The following is a 17,365-nucleotide window of genomic DNA, read 5'->3' as shown; positions in this document are numbered from 1 at the left end:
CAAACCATGTGCGGAATCATCGGCATTGTCGGTACCACCGAAGTGGCATCGGCGCTTTATGACGGACTGACGGTGCTGCAGCACCGCGGCCAGGACGCTGCCGGCATCGCCACGGTGGATGGCGCGCGGCTGCGCCTGCACAAGGGCAACGGGCTGGTGCGCGACGTGTTCGGGCAGAGCGCGATGGCCGGCCTGCGCGGGCGCATCGGCATCGGCCATTGCCGCTACCCGACCGCCGGTTCGGAAGGCTCGGCTGAAGCGCAGCCGCTGTATGTGAATTCGCCCTATGGCATCGCGATCGCCCACAACGGCAACCTGGTCAACACCGAAACGCTGCGCCGCGAGATGTTCGAGGACGACCGCCGCCACATCAACACCGAATCCGACTCCGAGGTGCTGCTGAACGTGCTGGCGCACGAGCTGCAGATCCAGGACCGGATGGAGCTGACCCCCGATCACCTCTTCAAGGCGGTGGCTGGCTTGCACGCGCGCGCCCGCGGCGGCTACGCCTGCGTGGCGCTGGTGCTGGGCTACGGCCTGCTCGCGTTCCGCGACCCGAACGGCATCCGTCCGCTGGTGCTGGGCGAGCGGGTTACCGCCCAGGGCCACGAGTACGCGGTGGCGTCCGAGTCGGTGGCGCTGGATATCCTGGGCTTCAAGCGCATGCGCGACGTGGCGCCGGGCGAAGCGGTGATCATCACCGACGATGGCCAGCTGTTCAGTCGCCGCTGCGCCGAGGGCGCGCCGCACACGCCGTGCATCTTCGAATACGTCTACCTGGCGCGGCCCGATTCGATGATCGAGGACGTCTCGGTGTACAAGGCGCGCCTGCGCATGGGCGAGAAGCTGGCCGAGAAGATCCTGCGCGAGCGTCCCGACCACGGCATCGACGCGGTGATCCCGATCCCCGACACCGCGCGCACCGCGGCCAGCGCGCTGGCCGGCGCGCTCGGCGTGCCGTTCCGCGAGGGCTTCGTCAAGAACCGCTACATCGGCCGCACCTTCATCATGCCGGGGCAGGGCGAACGGGTGAAATCGGTGCGCCGCAAGCTCAACGCGATCGACCTGGAATTCCGCAACAAGAACGTGCTGCTGGTGGACGACTCGATCGTGCGCGGCACCACCTCGAAGCAGATCATCCAGATGGCCCGCGATGTCGGCGCGAAGAACGTCTACTTCGCTTCCGCCGCGCCGCCGGTGCGCTATCCGAACGTCTACGGCATCGACATGCCGTCGGTCACCGAGCTGGTCGCCGCCGGCCGCACCGAAAAGGAAGTCGAGAAGGAACTGGGTGCCGACTGGCTGATCTACCAGGACCTGGCCGACCTGATCTGGGCGGTGCAGGACGGCAACGAGGAGCTCAGGCAGTTCGACACCTCGTGCTTCTCCGGCGAATACGTCACCGGCCTGGACCAGCGCTACCTGGAGCAGATCGAGATGCTGCGCTCGGACGATGCCAAGGCGGCGCGGCGGGGTTGAAACCCGTGCAGGAGCCCGCTAGCGGGCGATGCTTTTGCGGGATCAGAGCAAGCGCGTCGCCCGCTAGCGGGCTCCTGCGGGAAAATCTTCCATGACCGATCTTCACGCTGCCGCCAAACGCTGCCTCGATGCGAACGAGCCGGAAGAAAAGCTGCGCCTCACTCGTGAAACCTGGCGGGCATTTCTTGCCGGTCAGCTGCAAGCCGATCCGGCTTCGCCACCGGCGGCGCCGATCGGGCCGCCAGGACGTCCGGAGAAGCCCGTACTGGTCAACGCCCGCCAGGTGCCGCAGCGCGGCCTCGGCAGTGCGGAAGGTCGTGCCGCGCTGGTGCATGCGGTGGCGCATATCGAGTTCAACGCGATCAACCTGGCCTGGGACGCGGTCTATCGCTACCGCGGCAAGCCGGCGGACTACTACCGCGACTGGGCCAGTTGCGCCCACGACGAAGCCCGTCACTTCACCCTGCTGGCCGCGCGACTGGCCGAGCTTGGCCACGTTTACGGCGACTTCGACGCGCACGACGGCCTGTGGGCGATGGCCGAGAAGACCGCGGCTCATGACACCGCGCGGATGGCGCTGGTGCCGCGCGTGCTGGAAGCGCGCGGGCTCGACGTCACCCCCGGCATGATCGAGCGCCTGCGCAAGCTGGGCGACGAGCGCACGGTGGCGATCCTCGAGCTGATCCTGCGCGAAGAAGTGGCCCACGTCGCTGCGGGCACGCGCTGGTACCGGCACTGCTGCGAGCGCGACGGCGTCGATCCGATCGAGACCTTCTTCGTGCTGCTGCGCGACTACATGGGCGTCAGCCTGCGCGGCCCGTTCAACCGGCCGGCGCGGCTGGAGGCGGGCTTCCTGGAGGAAGAACTGGATCGGCTTGCGGCGCTGTCCCCGGCAAACTGAACCCGTCGCGCAAGCCCACAAAAAAGCCGGCCAAGGGCCGGCTTTTTCATCGAATTTGGTCGGGGTGACAGGATTCGAACCTGCGACTTCTACGTCCCGAACGTAGCGCTCTACCAGGCTGAGCTACACCCCGTGGGAAGCCGCGTATCTTAATCGCCGATCGGGTGCTTGGCAACAGGTTTGCGCCTTCGGCCTGATCAGGCGGCTGGGGAAGGCGGGCGGCGTTCTGTTAATCTTGACGGCTGCCGTCGTGCGGCCTGCTGCGCGACGGAATGCCCCCCATCGTCAGTAGAGGATTCCATGGCGCTTACCCCGGCCCGCACCATGCCCGGCGTGCTCGAGCTGCTGCCGCTCGACCAGATCGCGTTCCAGCGCATGCTCGACGTGATCCGTCGCAACTACGAGCGTTTCGGCTTCCTGGCCATCGAGACGCCGGTGATCGAGTACTCCGACGTGCTGCTGACCAAGAGCGGCGGCGAGACCGAGCGCCAGGTCTATTTCGTGCAGTCCACCGGTGCGCTGAACGCCGCCGGCAAGGTCGACGAAGGCATGCCGGAGCTGGCGCTGCGTTTCGACCTCACGGTGCCGCTGGCGCGCTATGTGGCCGAGCACGAGCGCGAGCTGAGCTTTCCGTTCCGTCGTTACCAGATGCAGAAAGTGTACCGGGGCGAACGTGCCCAGCGCGGACGCTTCCGCGAGTTCTACCAGTGCGACATCGACGTGATCGGCAAGGATTCTCTGTCGGTGCGTTACGACGCCGAGATCCCGGCGGTGATCCACAGCGTGTTCCGTGAACTGGACATCGGCCCGTTCACCATCCACCTGAACAACCGCAAGCTGATGCGCGGTTATTTCGAGAGCCTGGGCGTGGTCGACGCCGAGCAGCAGATGCTGGTGCTGCGCGAGGTGGACAAGCTGGACAAGCGCGGCGCCGACTATGTGCGCGACACGCTGACTGGCGATGCCTTCGGCCTCAGCGCCGAGGTGACGGCGAAAATCCTCGCCTTCGTGCAGGTGCGGTCGACTTCGCTGCAGGATGCCCTCGACAAGCTCGATGCGCTGGGCGCCGGACCCGAGGCGATGGAGCAGGGCCGCGTCGAGCTGAAGGAAGTGCTGAATCTGATCCACGCATTCGGCGTGCCCGAAGCTGCGTACGCGCTGAACCTGTCGATCGCGCGCGGTCTCGACTATTACACCGGCACGGTCTACGAGACCACCTTGAACGATCACCCGCAGATCGGCTCGATCTGCTCCGGTGGCCGCTACGAAAACCTGGCGGGCCAGTACACCAAGTCGCACCTGCCCGGCGTCGGCATTTCGATCGGTCTGACCCGGCTGTACTGGCAGCTGCGCGATGCTGGCTTGCTCAATACCGCCAACAGCACGGTCGACGTGCTGGTGACCCAGATGGACGAGGCGCAACTGCCCGCCTATCTGGCGCTGGCCAGCGAGCTGCGCGGTGCCGGCATCGCCACCGAGGTGGTGCTGGAAGGCGGCAAGCTGGGCAAGCAGTTCAAGTATGCCGACCGCGCCGGCATCCGCTTCGTGATCGTGCTGGGTGAAGACGAGCTCGCCAAGGGCGTGGTGACGGTGAAGGATCTGCGCCGCGAAGACCAGTTCGAGGTGGCGCGTGGCGAACTGATCAAGACGTTGCGGGTGGAGCTGGAACAAGCTGCCGCGATGGGCTGAACGCGACAAGCGTTTTCTTCGCCACCTGCCGTGCCGGCGAAGGCGCTGGCGGGGGCCGGTGCACAAACATCTCTGGAGCAATCTTGGTGAGCGAAACCATTCTTCTCGACGGCAGCAGCCTGACCCGTGCGCAGCTGGTGGCGGTGGCGCGGCATGCGGCGCCGGTGGCGCTGGATCAGGCCCAGCTCAAGCGGGTGCAGCGCGCTGCCGACTTCCTGGCGGAAAAGGTCAGTTGCGGCGAGCCGACCTATGGCGTCACCACCGGCTTCGGCAGCAATGCCGACAAGCTGCTCGGTGCACACCGCGTGCGCGACGAGCTGCCGGGAAGCCAGGTCACCGTGCCTGAAGGCACGCTGATGGAAGAGCTGCAGCACAACCTGATCATCACCCACGCCGTATGCGTGGGCAAACCGTTTGGCGAGGATGTGGTGCGCGCGATGCTGGTCATCCGCATCAACACGCTCATGCGCGGGCACTCCGGCATTCGCGTCAGCACGCTGGAGGCGCTGGTGGCGATGCTCAATGCCGGCGTGGTGCCGGTGGTGCCGGAAAAAGGTTCGGTGGGCGCCAGCGGCGACCTGGCGCCGTTGTCGCATCTGGCGATCGTGTTGCTGGGCGGCGGCGAGGCGTTCCATCGTGGCGAACGGATGAGTGGTGGCGAGGCACTGAAGCGCGCAGGACTGAGCCCGATCCGCCTGTCGTTCAAGGAAGGCCTGGCGCTGAACAACGGTACGGCGCAGATGCTGGCCACCGGGGTGCTGGCGCTGGACACGCTGGAGTACCTGCTGGACACCGCCGACCTGGCCGCGGCGATGACCCTGGACGCCTTCGCCGGACGCAGCGGTGCGTTGCGTGCCGAAGTGCATGCCCTGCGTCCCCATCCGGGACAGGTGGAGGTGGCTGAGCGCGTGCGCGAACGGCTGGCCGGGTCCACCTTGCTCGACATTCCCTACCACCTGGTGCCGCGCTTCAAGTCGTGGACGGCCGAGGCCTGGAGCGAGCCGGACGACCAGGCGCTCAGCTTCGACATTGGCTGGGACTGGGTGCCGGCCAACCAGCGCCATGGCCGCGAAGCCTTCTACAGTCGCTTCCTGCCGTTCAAGGGCGGCAAGAAACACCAGCCGCAGGATGCCTACAGCCTGCGCTGCATGCCGCAGGTGCACGGCGCGGTGCGCGATGCGTGGGCGCAGGCGTGCCGGGTGTTCGACATCGAACTGAACTCGGTCACCGACAACCCGCTGATCTTTCCCGACAACGAGGACGCGCAGTTCATCGAGGAGCAGGTGATCTCGGCCGGGCACTTCCACGGCATGCCGCTGGCGCTGGCGATGAGTTACGTGAAGGCGGCGATTCCGGTGCTGGCGTCGATCTCCGAGCGCCGACTGAACAAGCTGGTCGATCCGGCCACCAATGACGGCCTGCCGGCCTTTCTTACCGGCAACGAGGATGGCACCGATTCCGGCTTCATGATCGTGCAGTACACCGCCGCCGCGCTGGTCAACGACCTGGCCACGCGCGCGCATCCAGCCAGTGTGTACTCGGTGCCGACCAGCGCGAACGCCGAGGATCACGTGTCGATGGGCGCCAACGAAGCGCGCCATGTGCTGGAGATGACCGAGGACCTCAGCCACGTGCTGGCGCTGGAGTTGTACACCGCGGCGCAGGCGCTGGATTACCGCCAGGAAATGCTCAATGCCGCGCGCCGGCTGGCCGCTCGCGGTGGCTGGCAGGCGCTGGCGGCGAAGGTCGCCAATGCGCCGCGCGAAGGCCAGCCGCACTATGAGCAGTTCGTCACCGAAGTGCAGCAGCTCGCCACGGCGCTGGCCGGTGCGGGCGACTTCCATGCCGGCGTCAGCGTGCGCCACGCCCATGCCGTGGTGCGCGAGCAGATCGCCTTCATGCATCGCGACCGTGCGATGGACGGCGATGTGCGAACGGTGTGCGCACTGGTGCAGCAGGGCGCGTTCCGTGCCGTCCACTGATTCAACCTCCCAAGGGAAACGCATTCCATGAGCCTGATCCAGACCCCGGTGTCCTACGGCGAGCTGATCGACAAGATCACCATCCTCGAAATCAAGTCGCGACGCATCAACGACGACGCCAAGCTGGCCAACGTGCGCAACGAGCTCGATCTGCTCAACGCGACCTGGGCCAACGATGCCGCCGCGCAGACCGATATTTCCGACGAACGCGCACGCCTGCTGGCGGTCAACGAGTTGCTGTGGGACATCGAGGACAGGATCCGCCTGAAGGAGCGTGCGCAGGCGTTCGACGCCGAGTTCATCGAACTGGCGCGCGCCGTGTACTTCCGCAACGACGAGCGCGCCGCATTCAAACGCGAGATCAACCTCAAGCTTGGTTCACAGCTGGTCGAGGAAAAGTCGTACCAGGATTACCGACAGCAGAAGTGAGGGAATAGCAGCAAGAAGCGAGAGAGAAGCCACGGATTGCGAGCCTTTCTCTCGTTTCTCACTCCTCTTCCCTCACTCCTCGCTCTTCGCCGCGGCTTCGTAGCGTTCGATCACGTCATCCACGCCGATCAGGTCCATCACGCCGGGATGCTCGATCTTCGTGCCCCACGGAATGTCGCTGGCGGATTTGCCCAGATACTTGCGCGCGGCCTCGTCGTACTTGTTCACGCACCAACGGCGGTCGGAGTAGGGACCGGAACGATCGGGATTGCTGGCGGCGTGCAGCCCCAGCACCTTGGTGCCCACCGCGTTGGCCATGTGCATCGGGCCGGAGTCGGGCGTCAGCAGCAATTGCGCGCGGCTGCACATGGCCAGCAGCTTCTTCAAGGTGTCCTTGCCGGTCAGGTCCAGCGGCTTGCGCTGGCAGGCGGCCAGCACGGCATCGGCCATCGCGCGCTCGCCGGCGGACGGGCCGCCAATCAGCACGACGCGCCAGCCGCGCGCGGCGGCGTGATCCATCACTGCGGCATAGCGTTCCGGCCGCCAGTTGCGCAGCGCGTGGCTGGAGGTCGGGCTGACCAGCAGGGTGGGGATGTCGCCGGGTACCTGTTCGGCGGCCCAGAGGTGTGCTTCGTCAGGAATCGGGATGTCCCAGCGTACCTGCGTCTGTCTCAGCCCGAGCGGTTCGCAGAAGCTGCCGATCGCGTCCAGTACGTGTTCGCCGCTGCGTGCGGGAATGCGCTCGTTGATCACCAGTCCGTGCAGATCCTTTGAACGCGCGCGGTCGTAACCGATGCGGCGGTCTGCCTTGATGCCGATGCTCAGAAGGTTGGACCGCATGGCCACCTGCATCTGCAGCAAGGCGTCGAAACGCCGGCCGCGCAGCGCGGCATGCACCGCGCGCATGCCGGCCCAGCCAGCGGCCTTGTCGAACGTGACGAACTCCACGCCGGGCAGGTCACCGACCAGCTTGCGTTCGAGCTTGCCGACGATCCAGGTGATCGCCGCATCCGGCCATGCCTGCTGCAGGCTGCGCAGCAGCGGTACCACATGGGTGACGTCGCCGATGGCGGAGGTGCGCAACAGGCAGATCGAGCTTGGCGTCGGGTTCGGGGTCATGGGGCCTGGGTTAGAATCGGGAACGGTCACCGGGCATGATGATGCAGGAACGAATCCACAGCGATGCCAGCGGCGCGATTCTGTTCGACGCGGCGGTATCGCCACAAGTCGGACACGAATGGTTTGCGCCGGGTTACTGGCGCGAGCGGGATGCGTTGCGCACGCAGGCTGGTGGTCGCGGCGGTGTCGCGATCGTTGCCACACCTGTGGGTGAGTGTGTGTTGCGGCATTACCGTCGTGGCGGCCTGGTTGCCGCGTTGATGGGTGACCGCTACCTGTGGACCGGCGCGAATCGCACACGGCCGTTTCAGGAATTCCGGCTGCTGGCCGAGATCACCCGACTGGGATTGCCCGGCCCGCAAGTGGTGGCGGCACGCTATCGCCGCCGCGGCCTGTTTTACGGCGCGGACCTCATCACGCGCCGGATTGCCGACGCGCAAACCCTGGCCGAACGCCTGGCGGCAGGTCGGCTCGATGGTGAGCTGGCGGAGGAGGTCGGTGCGTTGGTGGCGCGTTTCCATCGCGCTGGCATATGGCATGCCGATCTCAATGCGCACAATGTGCTGGTGACTGCGGCTCAGTTGTATCTGATCGACTTCGATCGCGGGCGCAGGCGTGCCGCCGCCGATGCGTGGCAACAGGCCAATTTGCAACGACTGCGTCGATCGCTGCTGAAGCTGGGCGCAGCAACTGACGGCGAGGCGGCCTTCGAGCAAGATGTCTGGCAACCCTTGCTGTATCGCTACGGGCGTACGCTCAACCCATGAACTGGCATCTGAATTTTCTCGGCGTCGGCGCCGCGCATGCGGTGGAGCTCGGCTCGTCGTCCGCGGTATTCGAGCGCGATGGCATACCGGTGCTGCTGGTGGACTGCGGCCCTGACACGCTGGATCGCTATCTGGCCACCTATGACGCGCTGCCCACGGCGCTGTTCATCACCCACACCCACATGGATCATGTCGCCGGGCTGGAGCGCTTGTTCATCAAGCTGTGGTTCGACCAGCGCCTGCGCGGCACCACCCGCGTGTTCATCCACGCCGGCTTGCTGCCCTGGCTGCAGGCGCGAGTGGCCGACTATCCTGGCGCGCTGGCCGAAGGCGGCGTGAATTTCTGGGAGGCATTCCGGCTGGTTCCCTGCTCGCGTGGCTTCTGGCTGGACGGCCTGTGGTTCGACGTGTTCGCCACCCGTCATCATGTACCCGGCACCTCGTACGGCCTCGCCCTCGATGGCAGCTTCGCCTACACCGGCGACACCCGACCGATTCCGGAAGTGCTGGCCCGTCATGCCGGGGGCGACGCATTGATCGCCCACGACTGCAGCCTGGTCGGCAATCCCTCGCACACGGGCATCGACGACATCGAGCGGGAATACCCCGAATCGCTGCGCCGGCAGTTGGTTCTCTACCATTACGGCAGTGCTGCCGATGGCGCTGCCCTGGCCGCACGTGGCTATCGCATCGCCACCGCGGGCGAACGCCTGGCGCTGGCAACGCCTTCCGCGCCGCGCGCGGATGCCGGTTGAATCCCTGCGTTCCGCTTGCCTGTACCAGGGCCTGCAGCTATCCTTCCGCTTCTTTGTCGGGCAGCAGCATTCCCGGCAGGGGCGGTTTCACCCATGCGGAGAGGTGTCCGAGTGGTTGATTCGGGATGGTCTGGAGTTGTGTATAGGGTAAAACCTATCGCGGGTTCGACAAATTCGTCTGGAACGAATTTGGACAGCCGCAGGCTGGCCCCGAACACCAGTGAGGGGTGAGGGTCAGGATGAGCCGAACAATCCCGCTCGTTCGAGTCGCAAGTGTGATTGCAAATACAAGTGGAGAGGTGTCCGAGTGGTTGAAGGAGCACGCCTGGAAAGTGTGTATAGGGTAAAACCTATCGCGGGTTCGAATCCCGCTCTCTCCGCCAACTTGTAGCCATAAACAGTTTCAGGGCTGAACAGCCCACGTCCATGGTGGCCCCGTCGGTCCCCCCGCGACGATAGTTCGCAAACTCCGCCAGGTCCGGAAGGAAGCAACGGTAGCGAATGATTCGGGTGCCGGGGTGTGGCTGGCGGGGCTGCCGCCATTTCAGGGGTGCGGTTTACTGACTTGGCCGCCCCGACTTGGCACAATCGGTCTTTGCCCCCACGTTGGTAGCCATGTCCTATCAAGTACTCGCCCGCAAATGGCGTCCGCGCAAGTTCGCCGAGCTGGTCGGACAGGAACACGTGGTACGCGCGCTGACCAATGCGCTTGATACCGGCCGCATGCACCATGCCTACCTGTTCACCGGCACCCGCGGCGTGGGCAAGACCACGATCGCCCGCATCTTCGCCAAGTCGCTGAACTGCGAACGTGGCCAGTCGGCAGATCCCTGTGGCGAATGCTCGGTCTGCACCGCCGTGGACGAGGGCCGTTTCGTCGACCTGCTGGAAATCGACGCGGCCAGCAATACCGGCGTGGACGACGTGCGCGAGGTGATCGAGAACGCGCAGTACGCACCGTCGCGTGGTCGTTTCAAGGTGTACCTGGTCGACGAGGTGCACATGCTGTCGAAGAACGCGTTCAACGCGTTGCTGAAGACGCTGGAGGAGCCGCCGCCGCACGTGAAGTTCCTGCTCGCCACCACCGATCCGCAGAAGCTGCCGGTGACGGTGCTTTCGCGCTGCCTGAAGTTCAACCTGAAGCGGCTGTTGCCGGAGCAGATTTCCGGCCAGATGCGGCACATTCTTGGCGCCGAGAACATCAGTTACGACGACAGCGCGATCGGCGAACTGGCACGTGCGGCCGATGGGTCGCTGCGTGATGGGTTGTCGCTGCTGGATCAGGCGATCGCCTACGGCGGTGGTGCGCTGCATGCCGATGACGTACGCATCATGCTCGGCAGCGTGGCGCGCGGCCAGGTGCTCGGCGTGCTCGATGCGCTGGCTGCCGGCGACGGCGAACGATTGCTCGCCGAGTGTCGGCAGATTGCTTCGTATTCACCGGACTTCGGCGGTGTGCTGGACGACATCGCCAGCGTGCTGCACCGCTTGCAGCTGATCCAGCTGATTCCCGACTACCGTCCGGATGAGGAGAGCGAGGACGACAACACCTTGGTGCTGCTGGCTGAGCGGATCCCGCCGGAAGACGTCCAGCTCTATTACCAGATCGCCATATCCGGTCGCCGTGACCTGGCCTTGGCGCCGGATGCGCGCACGGGTTTCGAGATGGCCTTGTTGCGGATGCTGGCGTTCCGTCCCGGTGACGGCGAGACCACGGCACGCATCGAGCGAACACCGGTGAACAGTCAACCGACCGCGCCACGCTCGGCCGCCACGGCGCCAACCCGCCAGCCGCCCGCTCCGCCGCGAGTGGCGGAAGCCCCGGCTCCGCGAGCAGCGCCTGCCCCAGCGATGGCTGCACCGGTGGCGCTGGATGCCCGTGGCCTGCCGGATTGGGAGGCACTGATCCAGCGGGCCGGCTTGCGTGGTCCGTTCAGTGTGCTGGCGCAAAACGCGGTACTGCGCGAACGCGATGGGCAGACCCTGGTGCTGGCCTTGCAGCCGGCGCACATGAGCATGGCGGTCGAGCCGATGGTCAGTCAGATGGAAGAGCGCATCGGCCAGGCCCTGGGTGAACATGTTCGCCTGCGTTTTGTCAGCCAGAATCAGGCAGCAGCGACGCAGACGCCGGCTGCGCGCGCCGCGCAGGCCCGCGACAACGCGCAGACGGCGGCCGAGCAGGCGATCGAAGACGATCCGCTGGTGCAGATGCTGAAGCGTGATTTTGGTGCGCGCGTGGTGCCGCAATCCATCAAGCCTTTTGACAATGAATCCGGAGCAACGTGATGAGAGGACAGATCGGTCAGCTGATGCAACAGGCGCAGCGCATGCAGGACGACATGAAGCGCGCGCAGGAGGAAATCGCCAGGGTCGAAGTCACCGGCAGCGCTGGCGGCGGTCTGGTCAGCGTGGTGATGACGGGCGCGCACGAAGTACGCCGGGTACAGATCGACCGGCAGACCTTTGCCGATGATCCCGAGATGGCCGAGGACCTGGTTGCCGCAGCGGTCAACGACGCGGTGAACAAGGTCGCTGAAGTCAGCAAGAACAAGCTCGGTGGCGTCACCGCCGGGATGAACCTCCCGGCCGGGTTCAAGATGCCGTTTTGAAAGCAGGAGTGAGGGACGAGGAGTGAGAAGTGGGAGAGAGCATCAGCTTGCCGCTCACCGCCTTTCTCTCACTTCTCACTCCTCTTCATTCACTACTCGGATCTTCCATGTCATCCGGCTCCCCCCTACTCGCCGATCTGATCGAAGCGCTGCGCTGCCTGCCTGGCGTGGGCGGCAAGAGTGCGCAGCGGATGGCCTTCCATCTGCTGGAACGCGAGCGTGATCGCGGGCTGAAACTTGCCGCGGTGATGGAGCAGGCGATGCAGCGCATCGGTCATTGCGAGCGCTGCCGCAACTTCAGCGAAGATCCGCTGTGCGTGCTGTGCGCCAGCGCCAGTCGGGACCGGCAGGTGCTTTGCGTGGTCGAGTCGCCAACGGATCTGGCAGCGATCGAGCAGGCTACCGGCTATCGCGGCCAGTACTTCGTGTTGATGGGACGCCTGTCGCCACTGGACGGCCTGGGGCCGGAGGAACTGGGCTTGTCGCAGCTGAGCCAGCGGCTGGGCGAAGGCGAGATCGAGGAATTGATCATCGCCACCAATCCCACCGTCGAAGGCGAAGCCACCGCGCATTACCTGGCCCAGCTGGCGCGCGCCGGTGGGGTGCGGCCGACACGGTTGGCCCATGGCGTACCGCTGGGCGGCGAACTGGAATACGTCGATCGCAGCACGCTGGCGCACGCCTTCGGCGGTCGGCAGTTGCTGGATTGAATCTTCACCCGAAGGAGCCCGCCATGAGCGACACGATTTTCAGCAAGATCATCCGCCGCGAAATTCCGGCTGACATCGTCTACGAGGATGAGGACGTGCTGGCCTTCCGCGATCTCAATCCGCAGGCCCCGCTGCATGTGCTGTTCGTCCCGAAGAAGCCGATCGCCACGCTCAATGATGCGGTGAGCGCTGACGCGGAACTGCTCGGCAAGCTGCTGCTGGCCGCGGCAGCCTATGCCAAGTCGGAGGGCCTTGCCGAACAGGGTTACCGCACCGTGATCAACTGCAACGAAGATGGCGGACAGACCGTGTTTCACCTGCACGTGCATCTGCTGGCGGGAAGGCGGTTGCACTGGCCACCCGGTTGAACATCCGGCATCGATCCGTCGCGGGACAGGAAAACGCCGGCTTCGCGCCGGCGTTTTTCATGGACGATTACTTCTTTGGCGGCGGTGGCGGCGGGCGCACCACGATCACCCGACGTGGATAGTAGCCGCCGTAGGGGTAGCCGCCCCAGTAAGGACCAAAGCCCGGACCCCAGAACGGGTCGTAGAAGCCCGGCGGATAGTCCACCATCACCGGCCGCTTCGGCCACAGGTAGACAACGTCAGCCTCGACTCGCGGATAGGCGTAGTCGAATTCGCCGACCTTCTGCGAGACGGTGCCGTGCAAGGTACCGGTGACGGTCAGCTCGCGACCGCGAACGAAGACTTCCGGATCGTAGAACCCCGTGCGGCAGGCCACGAAGCGACCAAGGTTCTCGCCATTGCTGCCAGCCTCCGGGCGCGCCTGGCTGTCCAGCGGTCGCGACAACACGTAGAAGCAGGTCTGCTGCGGGCCGGGCTCGGTCTTGATGATCTCGCCGCCCCAGCGCACACGGTTGCCGCCAGCGCCACCTTGCTGGGCACTCGCGGTGGAAATGTCGGTGTAGGTGCCTTCCAGCGGTTTCGGGATCGTCGCGCAGCCTGCCAGAAGGGCGAGGGCCGCGGTGAGTGTCAGCGGGCGGTACAGGGACATGGGGATCTCTCCATACATGGGCAACGATGGCTGCCTTTGGTTCGACGGCTATTTGACCACGCGGGCGATGCGGAAATCCCGTACTGATCGAATGAAGCTGCGCAGTGGTTCAGTTGGTGGTTCGACATGGGCGTAGCGCAACTCAAGATAGCTCCTCATCAGCCCGGCAATCGCTTCGCGCTGGTCGGGCAAGGCGCGGGCCGCGCGACCGAGGTAATGCTTCGGCCCTTCGCCGGGCCGGCGCGCGATGCCCTTGCGTGCCAGTTTGCGCTCCAGCTCGCGCAACGCCTCCCGCAGGGGATCGCGTGTTTGCCGCCGCAGCAATGCCCAGCCCAGGCCGATCCCGATGAACAGCATGCTGCTGATCGCAAGCAGCCAGCCCAGCGTGGTCGTATCGGTATCGCGGATGCCGAACGGCTTGAGCAGCCCACGTTGGCGCAAGGCATCAAAACCTGTAACGCCCTGGTCCCACCAGCGGTTGACAATGTCCCAGTGATTGCGCAGTCCCTGCAGCCAGTCGCTCTGGTACCAGCCCAACTGTTCGCCGGCAGCCGCTGCCGCACCCTGCGACACGCGTTCGGGACGCACGGCGGCGGTGGGATCGACGCGCACCCAGCCGCGCCCGGCCAGCCATGCCTCGCTCCACGCATGCGCATCGGAGTTGCGCACCAGCAGGTAATTGCCCAGCTTGTTCCAGTAGCCGCCCTGATAGCCGGTGACCACCCGTGCAGGGATGCCCGCCGCCCGCATCAGCACGGTGAATGCGGAAGCGTAGTGTTCGCAGGACCCCTGGTGGGTGTCGAACAGGAAGTCGTCCATCGCATCGCGGCCCAGCGGTGCCGGCGCCAGCGTGTAGCTGAAGCCGCCGTCATGGAACAGCGCAAGGGCCTCGCGCACGATGGCACCGTCGTCGCTGCCATGGCGCTGGCGCCACTGCTTGCCCAACGCCAGCGCCCGCGGATTGAAGCCGGAAGGCAACTGCAGCCAGCGGCGTCGATGTTCCAGCGGTTCGGGTTCCAGCCGATAGCGGGTGGCCGAGCTCAGGCGGTAAGTGAGCGCGTCGTTGACCGGCTTGTCCGCGATCACCACGCGGTCGCTCCGCATGCGGGCGCCTTTCGGCGCATCCACGGGTACATCGAGGGTCGGCAGCACGTTCTGGTGGGTCGCCACCAGGCTGATCTGGTAGCGGGTGGAACCGGCGACTTCCAGCGTTGAGGGCGCCAGGGTGGCGAGATCGCGAAACTTCCAGGTGAATCCGTCGTAGCCCGCCATCACATAGGCGCGGAAATAGCGCTGGCCACGGGGCGGCGGAGCGCCGTCGAAACTGACCCGCATCGCGGGGCTCTCATCGAGCAGCAGCTCGGCAAACTTGCCCGGCGACATGCTGTCGGCCAGGCCGGTGCTTGCCTCGTTTTGCGTGGGCGCGCCCCACAGCGGCGAATCCAGCCGGGGCACCAGCAGAAAAGCCAGCAGGGCCAGCGGCAACGCCGCGGCGGTCAGCACCAGCCCCGGCAGCAGGGACCGTGGCAGACTGTCGGCCCCCTCCTGCGCCGGCTCCAGCGCCCGCAGCGTGGCGAGTACCGGCAGCAACCCCAGTGCGACGATGAACGTGACCAGCATGCCCTGATCGAACAGCAGCGCGGTCATCAGCGCGAAACAGGCGAAGCTGATGCCGACGCGCGCGTCCCGGGTGGTCTCGGTTTCAAGCAGTTTCAGGATCAGCAGGCCGACGGCCAGCGCCGTGCCGGGCTCGCGGCCGAAGATGTTGCCGTACTGCAGGACCACCGCCAGTGTCAGCAGCGCCAGCAAGGGCAGCTTCAGCCAGCGCGGTACCCGGCCGATCCGCCGCTGCCGTTGCCACCAGCGCCAGCCGAGGATCACGCCCAGGGCAGCCACCAGCCACCACGGCAGATGGGCCGCGTGCAGGCCCAGCACCATCGCCAGGGTCATGCTCAGCAGGTCGAACGCGCGGGCGTCGATCGGCCGCTCCGCCGTGCTGCCGCGCAGGCGCGTCATGGCAGTTGCGCCAGCGCGCTCATGCAGCGTGCGTAGTGCAGCGGTCCGCTGCTGCTGGCGATGTCGTCGCCGGGCAGCCACAGGCTGTAGCTGCAGCGGCGCGCCTCGGCTTCGTTCAACCAGCGGGCGAGCCGGGCGATGCGGGCCTCGTTGTCCATGCCGCCGAGTTGGCGCCAATCGAGCTGCCATTGCGGGCGACTCTGCGGTTGCTCGAAATCCTTGACCAGCAGATTTTCGTGGCGGGCGCTGGTTTTCCACGCGATGTGCCGGCGCGGATCGCCGACCCGGTAATCACGCAACGCCGCCAGTTCGTCGCCGCGGTGCAGGCGCATGTGGCGAGCGTCGCCGGAGGGAGCCTGCGGCGCGGGGCCGGCAGGCTCCGGTCGCGGCCAGACCAGCACGGATTGCTCGGGTCGCAGCCAGCTCCATGCGCGGAACATGCCCAGTGGCCAGCTGGTCCACACGCGCAGCCGTGGCAAGGGTTGCCAGCCGCGCCTTTCGGTGGCCACCGACAATCGCACGACCGCGCTCACGCGGCCATCGAGCGCGAAGGCCGTGGTGGCATCACCGAGATCGACGCGGATCGCCTGGCGTGGACGGGCCGAGTCGAAGGCGAGCGCGAGCAGCAGCGGGTCGCCGGCCACCGCGTGGCCGGCACCGATATGTCCCAGTCGCAGGCCGTCAAGATTGCGGAAGGCCACCAGCATGCTGGCGGCGCTGGCCGCACCGAGCAGGCAGGTCAGCAACAGCGCGGCGTTGTTGCTGTAGTTCAATGCCCCGGCCAGCATGACCAGCAGCAGCACGGAGAAGCCAAGGCCGAAGCCGGTCGGCACGATATAGATGCGGCGCCGATGCAATTCGATCGGCAGGTTTTCCGGCAGGCGATAACGGGTGAGCGCGGGCAGCCGGCCCTCGGCCCATCGCTGCAGGCGTTGCAGCTGCTTGCGCATCAATCCACCGCCACCTCGGCCAGCAGCTGTCGCGCCAGCGTGTCGCCGTTGGCGCCGCGCGCCGGCAACAGGCGATGGGCGGCCAGTGGAACAAACAGCGCCTGGATGTCTTCCGGCAGCACATGATTGCGCCGGTGGAGCAGGGCCCACGCGCGCGCCGCGGCCAGCAACGCCAGACCGGCGCGGGGCGACAGGCCCACGCGGATGTCGGCGTGCCGCCGGCTGGCCCCGAGCAGGGCTTGCAGATAATCGAGCAGTGCACTGCTGGCGGTGATCGCCTGTGCCTGGTGATGAAGTTCCAGCAGTGCGGCCGCATCCAGCTTCGGGGTCAGTTGCGCAAGCAGGTCGCGCCGATCGCTGCCGCCGAGCAGGGCGCGTTCCGCGCCGGCATCGGGATAGTCCAGTGACAGTCGCAGCATGAAGCGGTCCAGTTGCGAGTCGGGCAGCGGGAACGTTCCGTGGAGATCCAGCGGATTCTGCGTGGCGACCACGAAGAACGGCTGTGCCAGCGCATGCGTCTGGCCATCCACGGTGACCTGTCCCTCGGCCATCGCCTCCAGCAGCGCGCTTTGCGTTTTCGGGCTGGCGCGGTTGATTTCGTCGGCCAGCAGCAGACCGGTGAAGATCGGGCCGGGATGAAAACGGAACTGCGCGGTGTCGCGCTCGTACACGCTGACGCCAATGATGTCCGAGGGCAGCAGGTCGCTGGTGAACTGCACGCGCTGGAATTCCAGCGCGAAGGTGGCGGCGAGTGCGTGCGCCAGTGTGGTCTTGCCCACGCCCGGCACGTCTTCCAGCAACAAGTGGCCGCCGGCGATCAGGCAGGCAAAGGCCAGTTTCACCTGACGCGGTTTGCCGAGCAGCACCAGATTGACCTGGGCCATCGCGGCATCGAGTCGCTGCTGCAGGGATGCATCGTGGGACTGGGTCATGGCGGACACG

General features: G+C 66.1%; 16 protein-coding genes, 2 tRNA genes and 1 other RNA gene. 13 read left to right on the top strand and 6 right to left on the bottom strand.

Translation table 11 applies throughout. From position 1 onward, the window contains the following. The first annotated feature begins 6 nt into the window (after positions 1 to 6). Positions 7 to 1,479: an amidophosphoribosyltransferase gene (purF, locus tag ACQGNJ_RS10505; protein WP_426689185.1), complete on the top strand. Its 1,473-nt coding sequence runs from the start codon at positions 7 to 9 to the stop codon at positions 1,477 to 1,479. 91 nt (positions 1,480 to 1,570) lie between these two features. Continuing rightward, on the top strand, positions 1,571 to 2,380 hold the full coding sequence (locus tag ACQGNJ_RS10500; protein ID WP_426689184.1) for a ferritin-like domain-containing protein: 810 nt from the start codon (positions 1,571 to 1,573) through the stop codon (positions 2,378 to 2,380). 56 nt (positions 2,381 to 2,436) lie between these two features. On the opposite strand, the gene ACQGNJ_RS10495 is transcribed toward ACQGNJ_RS10500, so the two are convergent. Next, positions 2,437 to 2,513: transfer RNA gene (locus ACQGNJ_RS10495), tRNA-Pro, on the bottom strand. A gap of 167 nt (positions 2,514 to 2,680) precedes the next feature. On the opposite strand from ACQGNJ_RS10495, the gene hisS reads away from it, so the two are divergent. The 3 genes from hisS (at position 2,681) to ACQGNJ_RS10480 (ending at position 6,480) form a co-directional block, all read left to right on the top strand. Beyond that, on the top strand, positions 2,681 to 4,069 hold the full coding sequence (hisS, locus tag ACQGNJ_RS10490) for a histidine--tRNA ligase (protein ID WP_426689183.1): 1,389 nt from the start codon (positions 2,681 to 2,683) through the stop codon (positions 4,067 to 4,069). An 86-nt stretch (positions 4,070 to 4,155) separates the two neighbouring features. Next, entirely contained in the window at positions 4,156 to 6,051 is a 1,896-nt protein-coding gene (locus ACQGNJ_RS10485) for an HAL/PAL/TAL family ammonia-lyase (protein WP_426689182.1), read from the top strand. A gap of 27 nt (positions 6,052 to 6,078) precedes the next feature. Next, on the top strand, positions 6,079 to 6,480 hold the full coding sequence (locus tag ACQGNJ_RS10480) for a DUF6165 family protein (RefSeq protein ID WP_426689181.1): 402 nt from the start codon (positions 6,079 to 6,081) through the stop codon (positions 6,478 to 6,480). Positions 6,481 to 6,552: 72 nt separating this feature from the next. On the opposite strand, the gene ACQGNJ_RS10475 is transcribed toward ACQGNJ_RS10480, so the two are convergent. Next, on the bottom strand, positions 6,553 to 7,599 hold the full coding sequence (locus ACQGNJ_RS10475) for a glycosyltransferase family 9 protein (protein ID WP_426689180.1): 1,047 nt from the start codon (positions 7,597 to 7,599) through the stop codon (positions 6,553 to 6,555). A 35-nt stretch (positions 7,600 to 7,634) separates the two neighbouring features. On the opposite strand from ACQGNJ_RS10475, the gene ACQGNJ_RS10470 reads away from it, so the two are divergent. The 8 genes from ACQGNJ_RS10470 to ACQGNJ_RS10435 all read left to right on the top strand — a co-directional run bounded on the left by ACQGNJ_RS10470 (position 7,635) and on the right by ACQGNJ_RS10435 (position 12,808). After that, the gene (locus ACQGNJ_RS10470; RefSeq protein ID WP_426689179.1) at positions 7,635 to 8,366 is read left to right on the top strand and encodes a 3-deoxy-D-manno-octulosonic acid kinase; all 732 of its coding nucleotides are present in this window, start codon (positions 7,635 to 7,637) and stop codon (positions 8,364 to 8,366) included. After that, a complete protein-coding gene (locus ACQGNJ_RS10465) occupies positions 8,363 to 9,121 on the top strand; it encodes an MBL fold metallo-hydrolase (RefSeq protein ID WP_426689178.1) in 759 nt (252 codons plus the stop codon). The genes ACQGNJ_RS10470 and ACQGNJ_RS10465 overlap by 4 nt, the downstream gene beginning before the upstream one ends. Before the next feature lie 293 nt (positions 9,122 to 9,414). Continuing rightward, positions 9,415 to 9,504 (top strand) — tRNA-Ser (locus tag ACQGNJ_RS10460). 53 nt (positions 9,505 to 9,557) lie between these two features. Next, an RNA gene (gene ffs / locus ACQGNJ_RS10455) (signal recognition particle sRNA small type) lies at positions 9,558 to 9,654 on the top strand. An 82-nt stretch (positions 9,655 to 9,736) separates the two neighbouring features. Then, a complete protein-coding gene (gene dnaX / locus ACQGNJ_RS10450; RefSeq protein WP_426689177.1) occupies positions 9,737 to 11,407 on the top strand; it encodes a DNA polymerase III subunit gamma/tau in 1,671 nt (556 codons plus the stop codon). Next, on the top strand, positions 11,407 to 11,730 hold the full coding sequence (locus ACQGNJ_RS10445) for a YbaB/EbfC family nucleoid-associated protein (RefSeq protein WP_426689176.1): 324 nt from the start codon (positions 11,407 to 11,409) through the stop codon (positions 11,728 to 11,730). Before dnaX ends, ACQGNJ_RS10445 begins: the two co-directional genes overlap by 1 nt. Positions 11,731 to 11,837: 107 nt before the next feature. Then, positions 11,838 to 12,440 (top strand): recombination mediator RecR, encoded by a 603-nt coding sequence (gene recR, locus ACQGNJ_RS10440; RefSeq protein WP_426689175.1) that lies wholly within the window; start codon positions 11,838 to 11,840, stop codon positions 12,438 to 12,440. A 23-nt stretch (positions 12,441 to 12,463) separates the two neighbouring features. Further along, a complete protein-coding gene (locus tag ACQGNJ_RS10435) occupies positions 12,464 to 12,808 on the top strand; it encodes a histidine triad nucleotide-binding protein (protein WP_426689174.1) in 345 nt (114 codons plus the stop codon). Between the two features lie 67 nt (positions 12,809 to 12,875). On the opposite strand, the gene ACQGNJ_RS10430 is transcribed toward ACQGNJ_RS10435, so the two are convergent. The 4 genes from ACQGNJ_RS10430 to ACQGNJ_RS10415 are packed head-to-tail and all read right to left on the bottom strand — an operon-like array spanning position 12,876 to position 17,355. Further along, positions 12,876 to 13,457, bottom strand: a complete 582-nt coding sequence (locus tag ACQGNJ_RS10430) for a Slp family lipoprotein (RefSeq protein WP_426689173.1) — start codon at positions 13,455 to 13,457, stop codon at positions 12,876 to 12,878. Between the two features lie 48 nt (positions 13,458 to 13,505). Further along, positions 13,506 to 15,473: a transglutaminase TgpA family protein gene (locus ACQGNJ_RS10425; protein ID WP_426689172.1), complete on the bottom strand. Its 1,968-nt coding sequence runs from the start codon at positions 15,471 to 15,473 to the stop codon at positions 13,506 to 13,508. Next, a complete protein-coding gene (locus ACQGNJ_RS10420; protein WP_426689171.1) occupies positions 15,470 to 16,423 on the bottom strand; it encodes a DUF58 domain-containing protein in 954 nt (317 codons plus the stop codon). The genes ACQGNJ_RS10425 and ACQGNJ_RS10420 overlap by 4 nt, the downstream gene beginning before the upstream one ends. Beyond that, a complete protein-coding gene (locus ACQGNJ_RS10415; RefSeq protein ID WP_426689170.1) occupies positions 16,423 to 17,355 on the bottom strand; it encodes an AAA family ATPase in 933 nt (310 codons plus the stop codon). The genes ACQGNJ_RS10420 and ACQGNJ_RS10415 overlap by 1 nt, the downstream gene beginning before the upstream one ends. Between the last annotated feature and the right edge of the window lie 10 nt (positions 17,356 to 17,365).

Origin of the sequence: Rhodanobacter ginsengiterrae (genome assembly GCF_050026815.1) — a bacterium.
Classification (GTDB): Bacteria; Pseudomonadota; Gammaproteobacteria; order Xanthomonadales; family Rhodanobacteraceae; genus Rhodanobacter; species Rhodanobacter ginsengiterrae.
Note: the sequence above shows the minus strand (reverse complement) of the source record. Positions and strands in the feature narration are given on the sequence as shown.

Excerpts from the sequence above, each read along its gene's own strand:
- purF (WP_426689185.1), top strand. The coding sequence starts at position 7 with ATGTGCGGAATCATCGGCATTGTCGGTACCACCGAAGTGGCATCGGCG.
- ACQGNJ_RS10500 (WP_426689184.1), top strand. The coding sequence starts at position 1,571 with ATGACCGATCTTCACGCTGCCGCCAAACGCTGCCTCGATGCGAACGAG.
- hisS (WP_426689183.1), top strand. The coding sequence starts at position 2,681 with ATGGCGCTTACCCCGGCCCGCACCATGCCCGGCGTGCTCGAGCTGCTG.
- ACQGNJ_RS10480 (WP_426689181.1), top strand. The coding sequence starts at position 6,079 with ATGAGCCTGATCCAGACCCCGGTGTCCTACGGCGAGCTGATCGACAAG.
- ACQGNJ_RS10475 (WP_426689180.1), bottom strand. The coding sequence starts at position 7,599 with ATGACCCCGAACCCGACGCCAAGCTCGATCTGCCTGTTGCGCACCTCC.
- ACQGNJ_RS10470 (WP_426689179.1), top strand. The coding sequence starts at position 7,635 with ATGATGATGCAGGAACGAATCCACAGCGATGCCAGCGGCGCGATTCTG.
- ACQGNJ_RS10465 (WP_426689178.1), top strand. The coding sequence starts at position 8,363 with ATGAACTGGCATCTGAATTTTCTCGGCGTCGGCGCCGCGCATGCGGTG.
- dnaX (WP_426689177.1), top strand. The coding sequence starts at position 9,737 with ATGTCCTATCAAGTACTCGCCCGCAAATGGCGTCCGCGCAAGTTCGCC.
- ACQGNJ_RS10445 (WP_426689176.1), top strand. The coding sequence starts at position 11,407 with ATGAGAGGACAGATCGGTCAGCTGATGCAACAGGCGCAGCGCATGCAG.
- recR (WP_426689175.1), top strand. The coding sequence starts at position 11,838 with ATGTCATCCGGCTCCCCCCTACTCGCCGATCTGATCGAAGCGCTGCGC.
- ACQGNJ_RS10435 (WP_426689174.1), top strand. The coding sequence starts at position 12,464 with ATGAGCGACACGATTTTCAGCAAGATCATCCGCCGCGAAATTCCGGCT.
- ACQGNJ_RS10430 (WP_426689173.1), bottom strand. The coding sequence starts at position 13,457 with ATGTCCCTGTACCGCCCGCTGACACTCACCGCGGCCCTCGCCCTTCTG.
- ACQGNJ_RS10425 (WP_426689172.1), bottom strand. The coding sequence starts at position 15,473 with ATGACGCGCCTGCGCGGCAGCACGGCGGAGCGGCCGATCGACGCCCGC.
- ACQGNJ_RS10420 (WP_426689171.1), bottom strand. The coding sequence starts at position 16,423 with ATGCGCAAGCAGCTGCAACGCCTGCAGCGATGGGCCGAGGGCCGGCTG.
- ACQGNJ_RS10415 (WP_426689170.1), bottom strand. The coding sequence starts at position 17,355 with ATGACCCAGTCCCACGATGCATCCCTGCAGCAGCGACTCGATGCCGCG.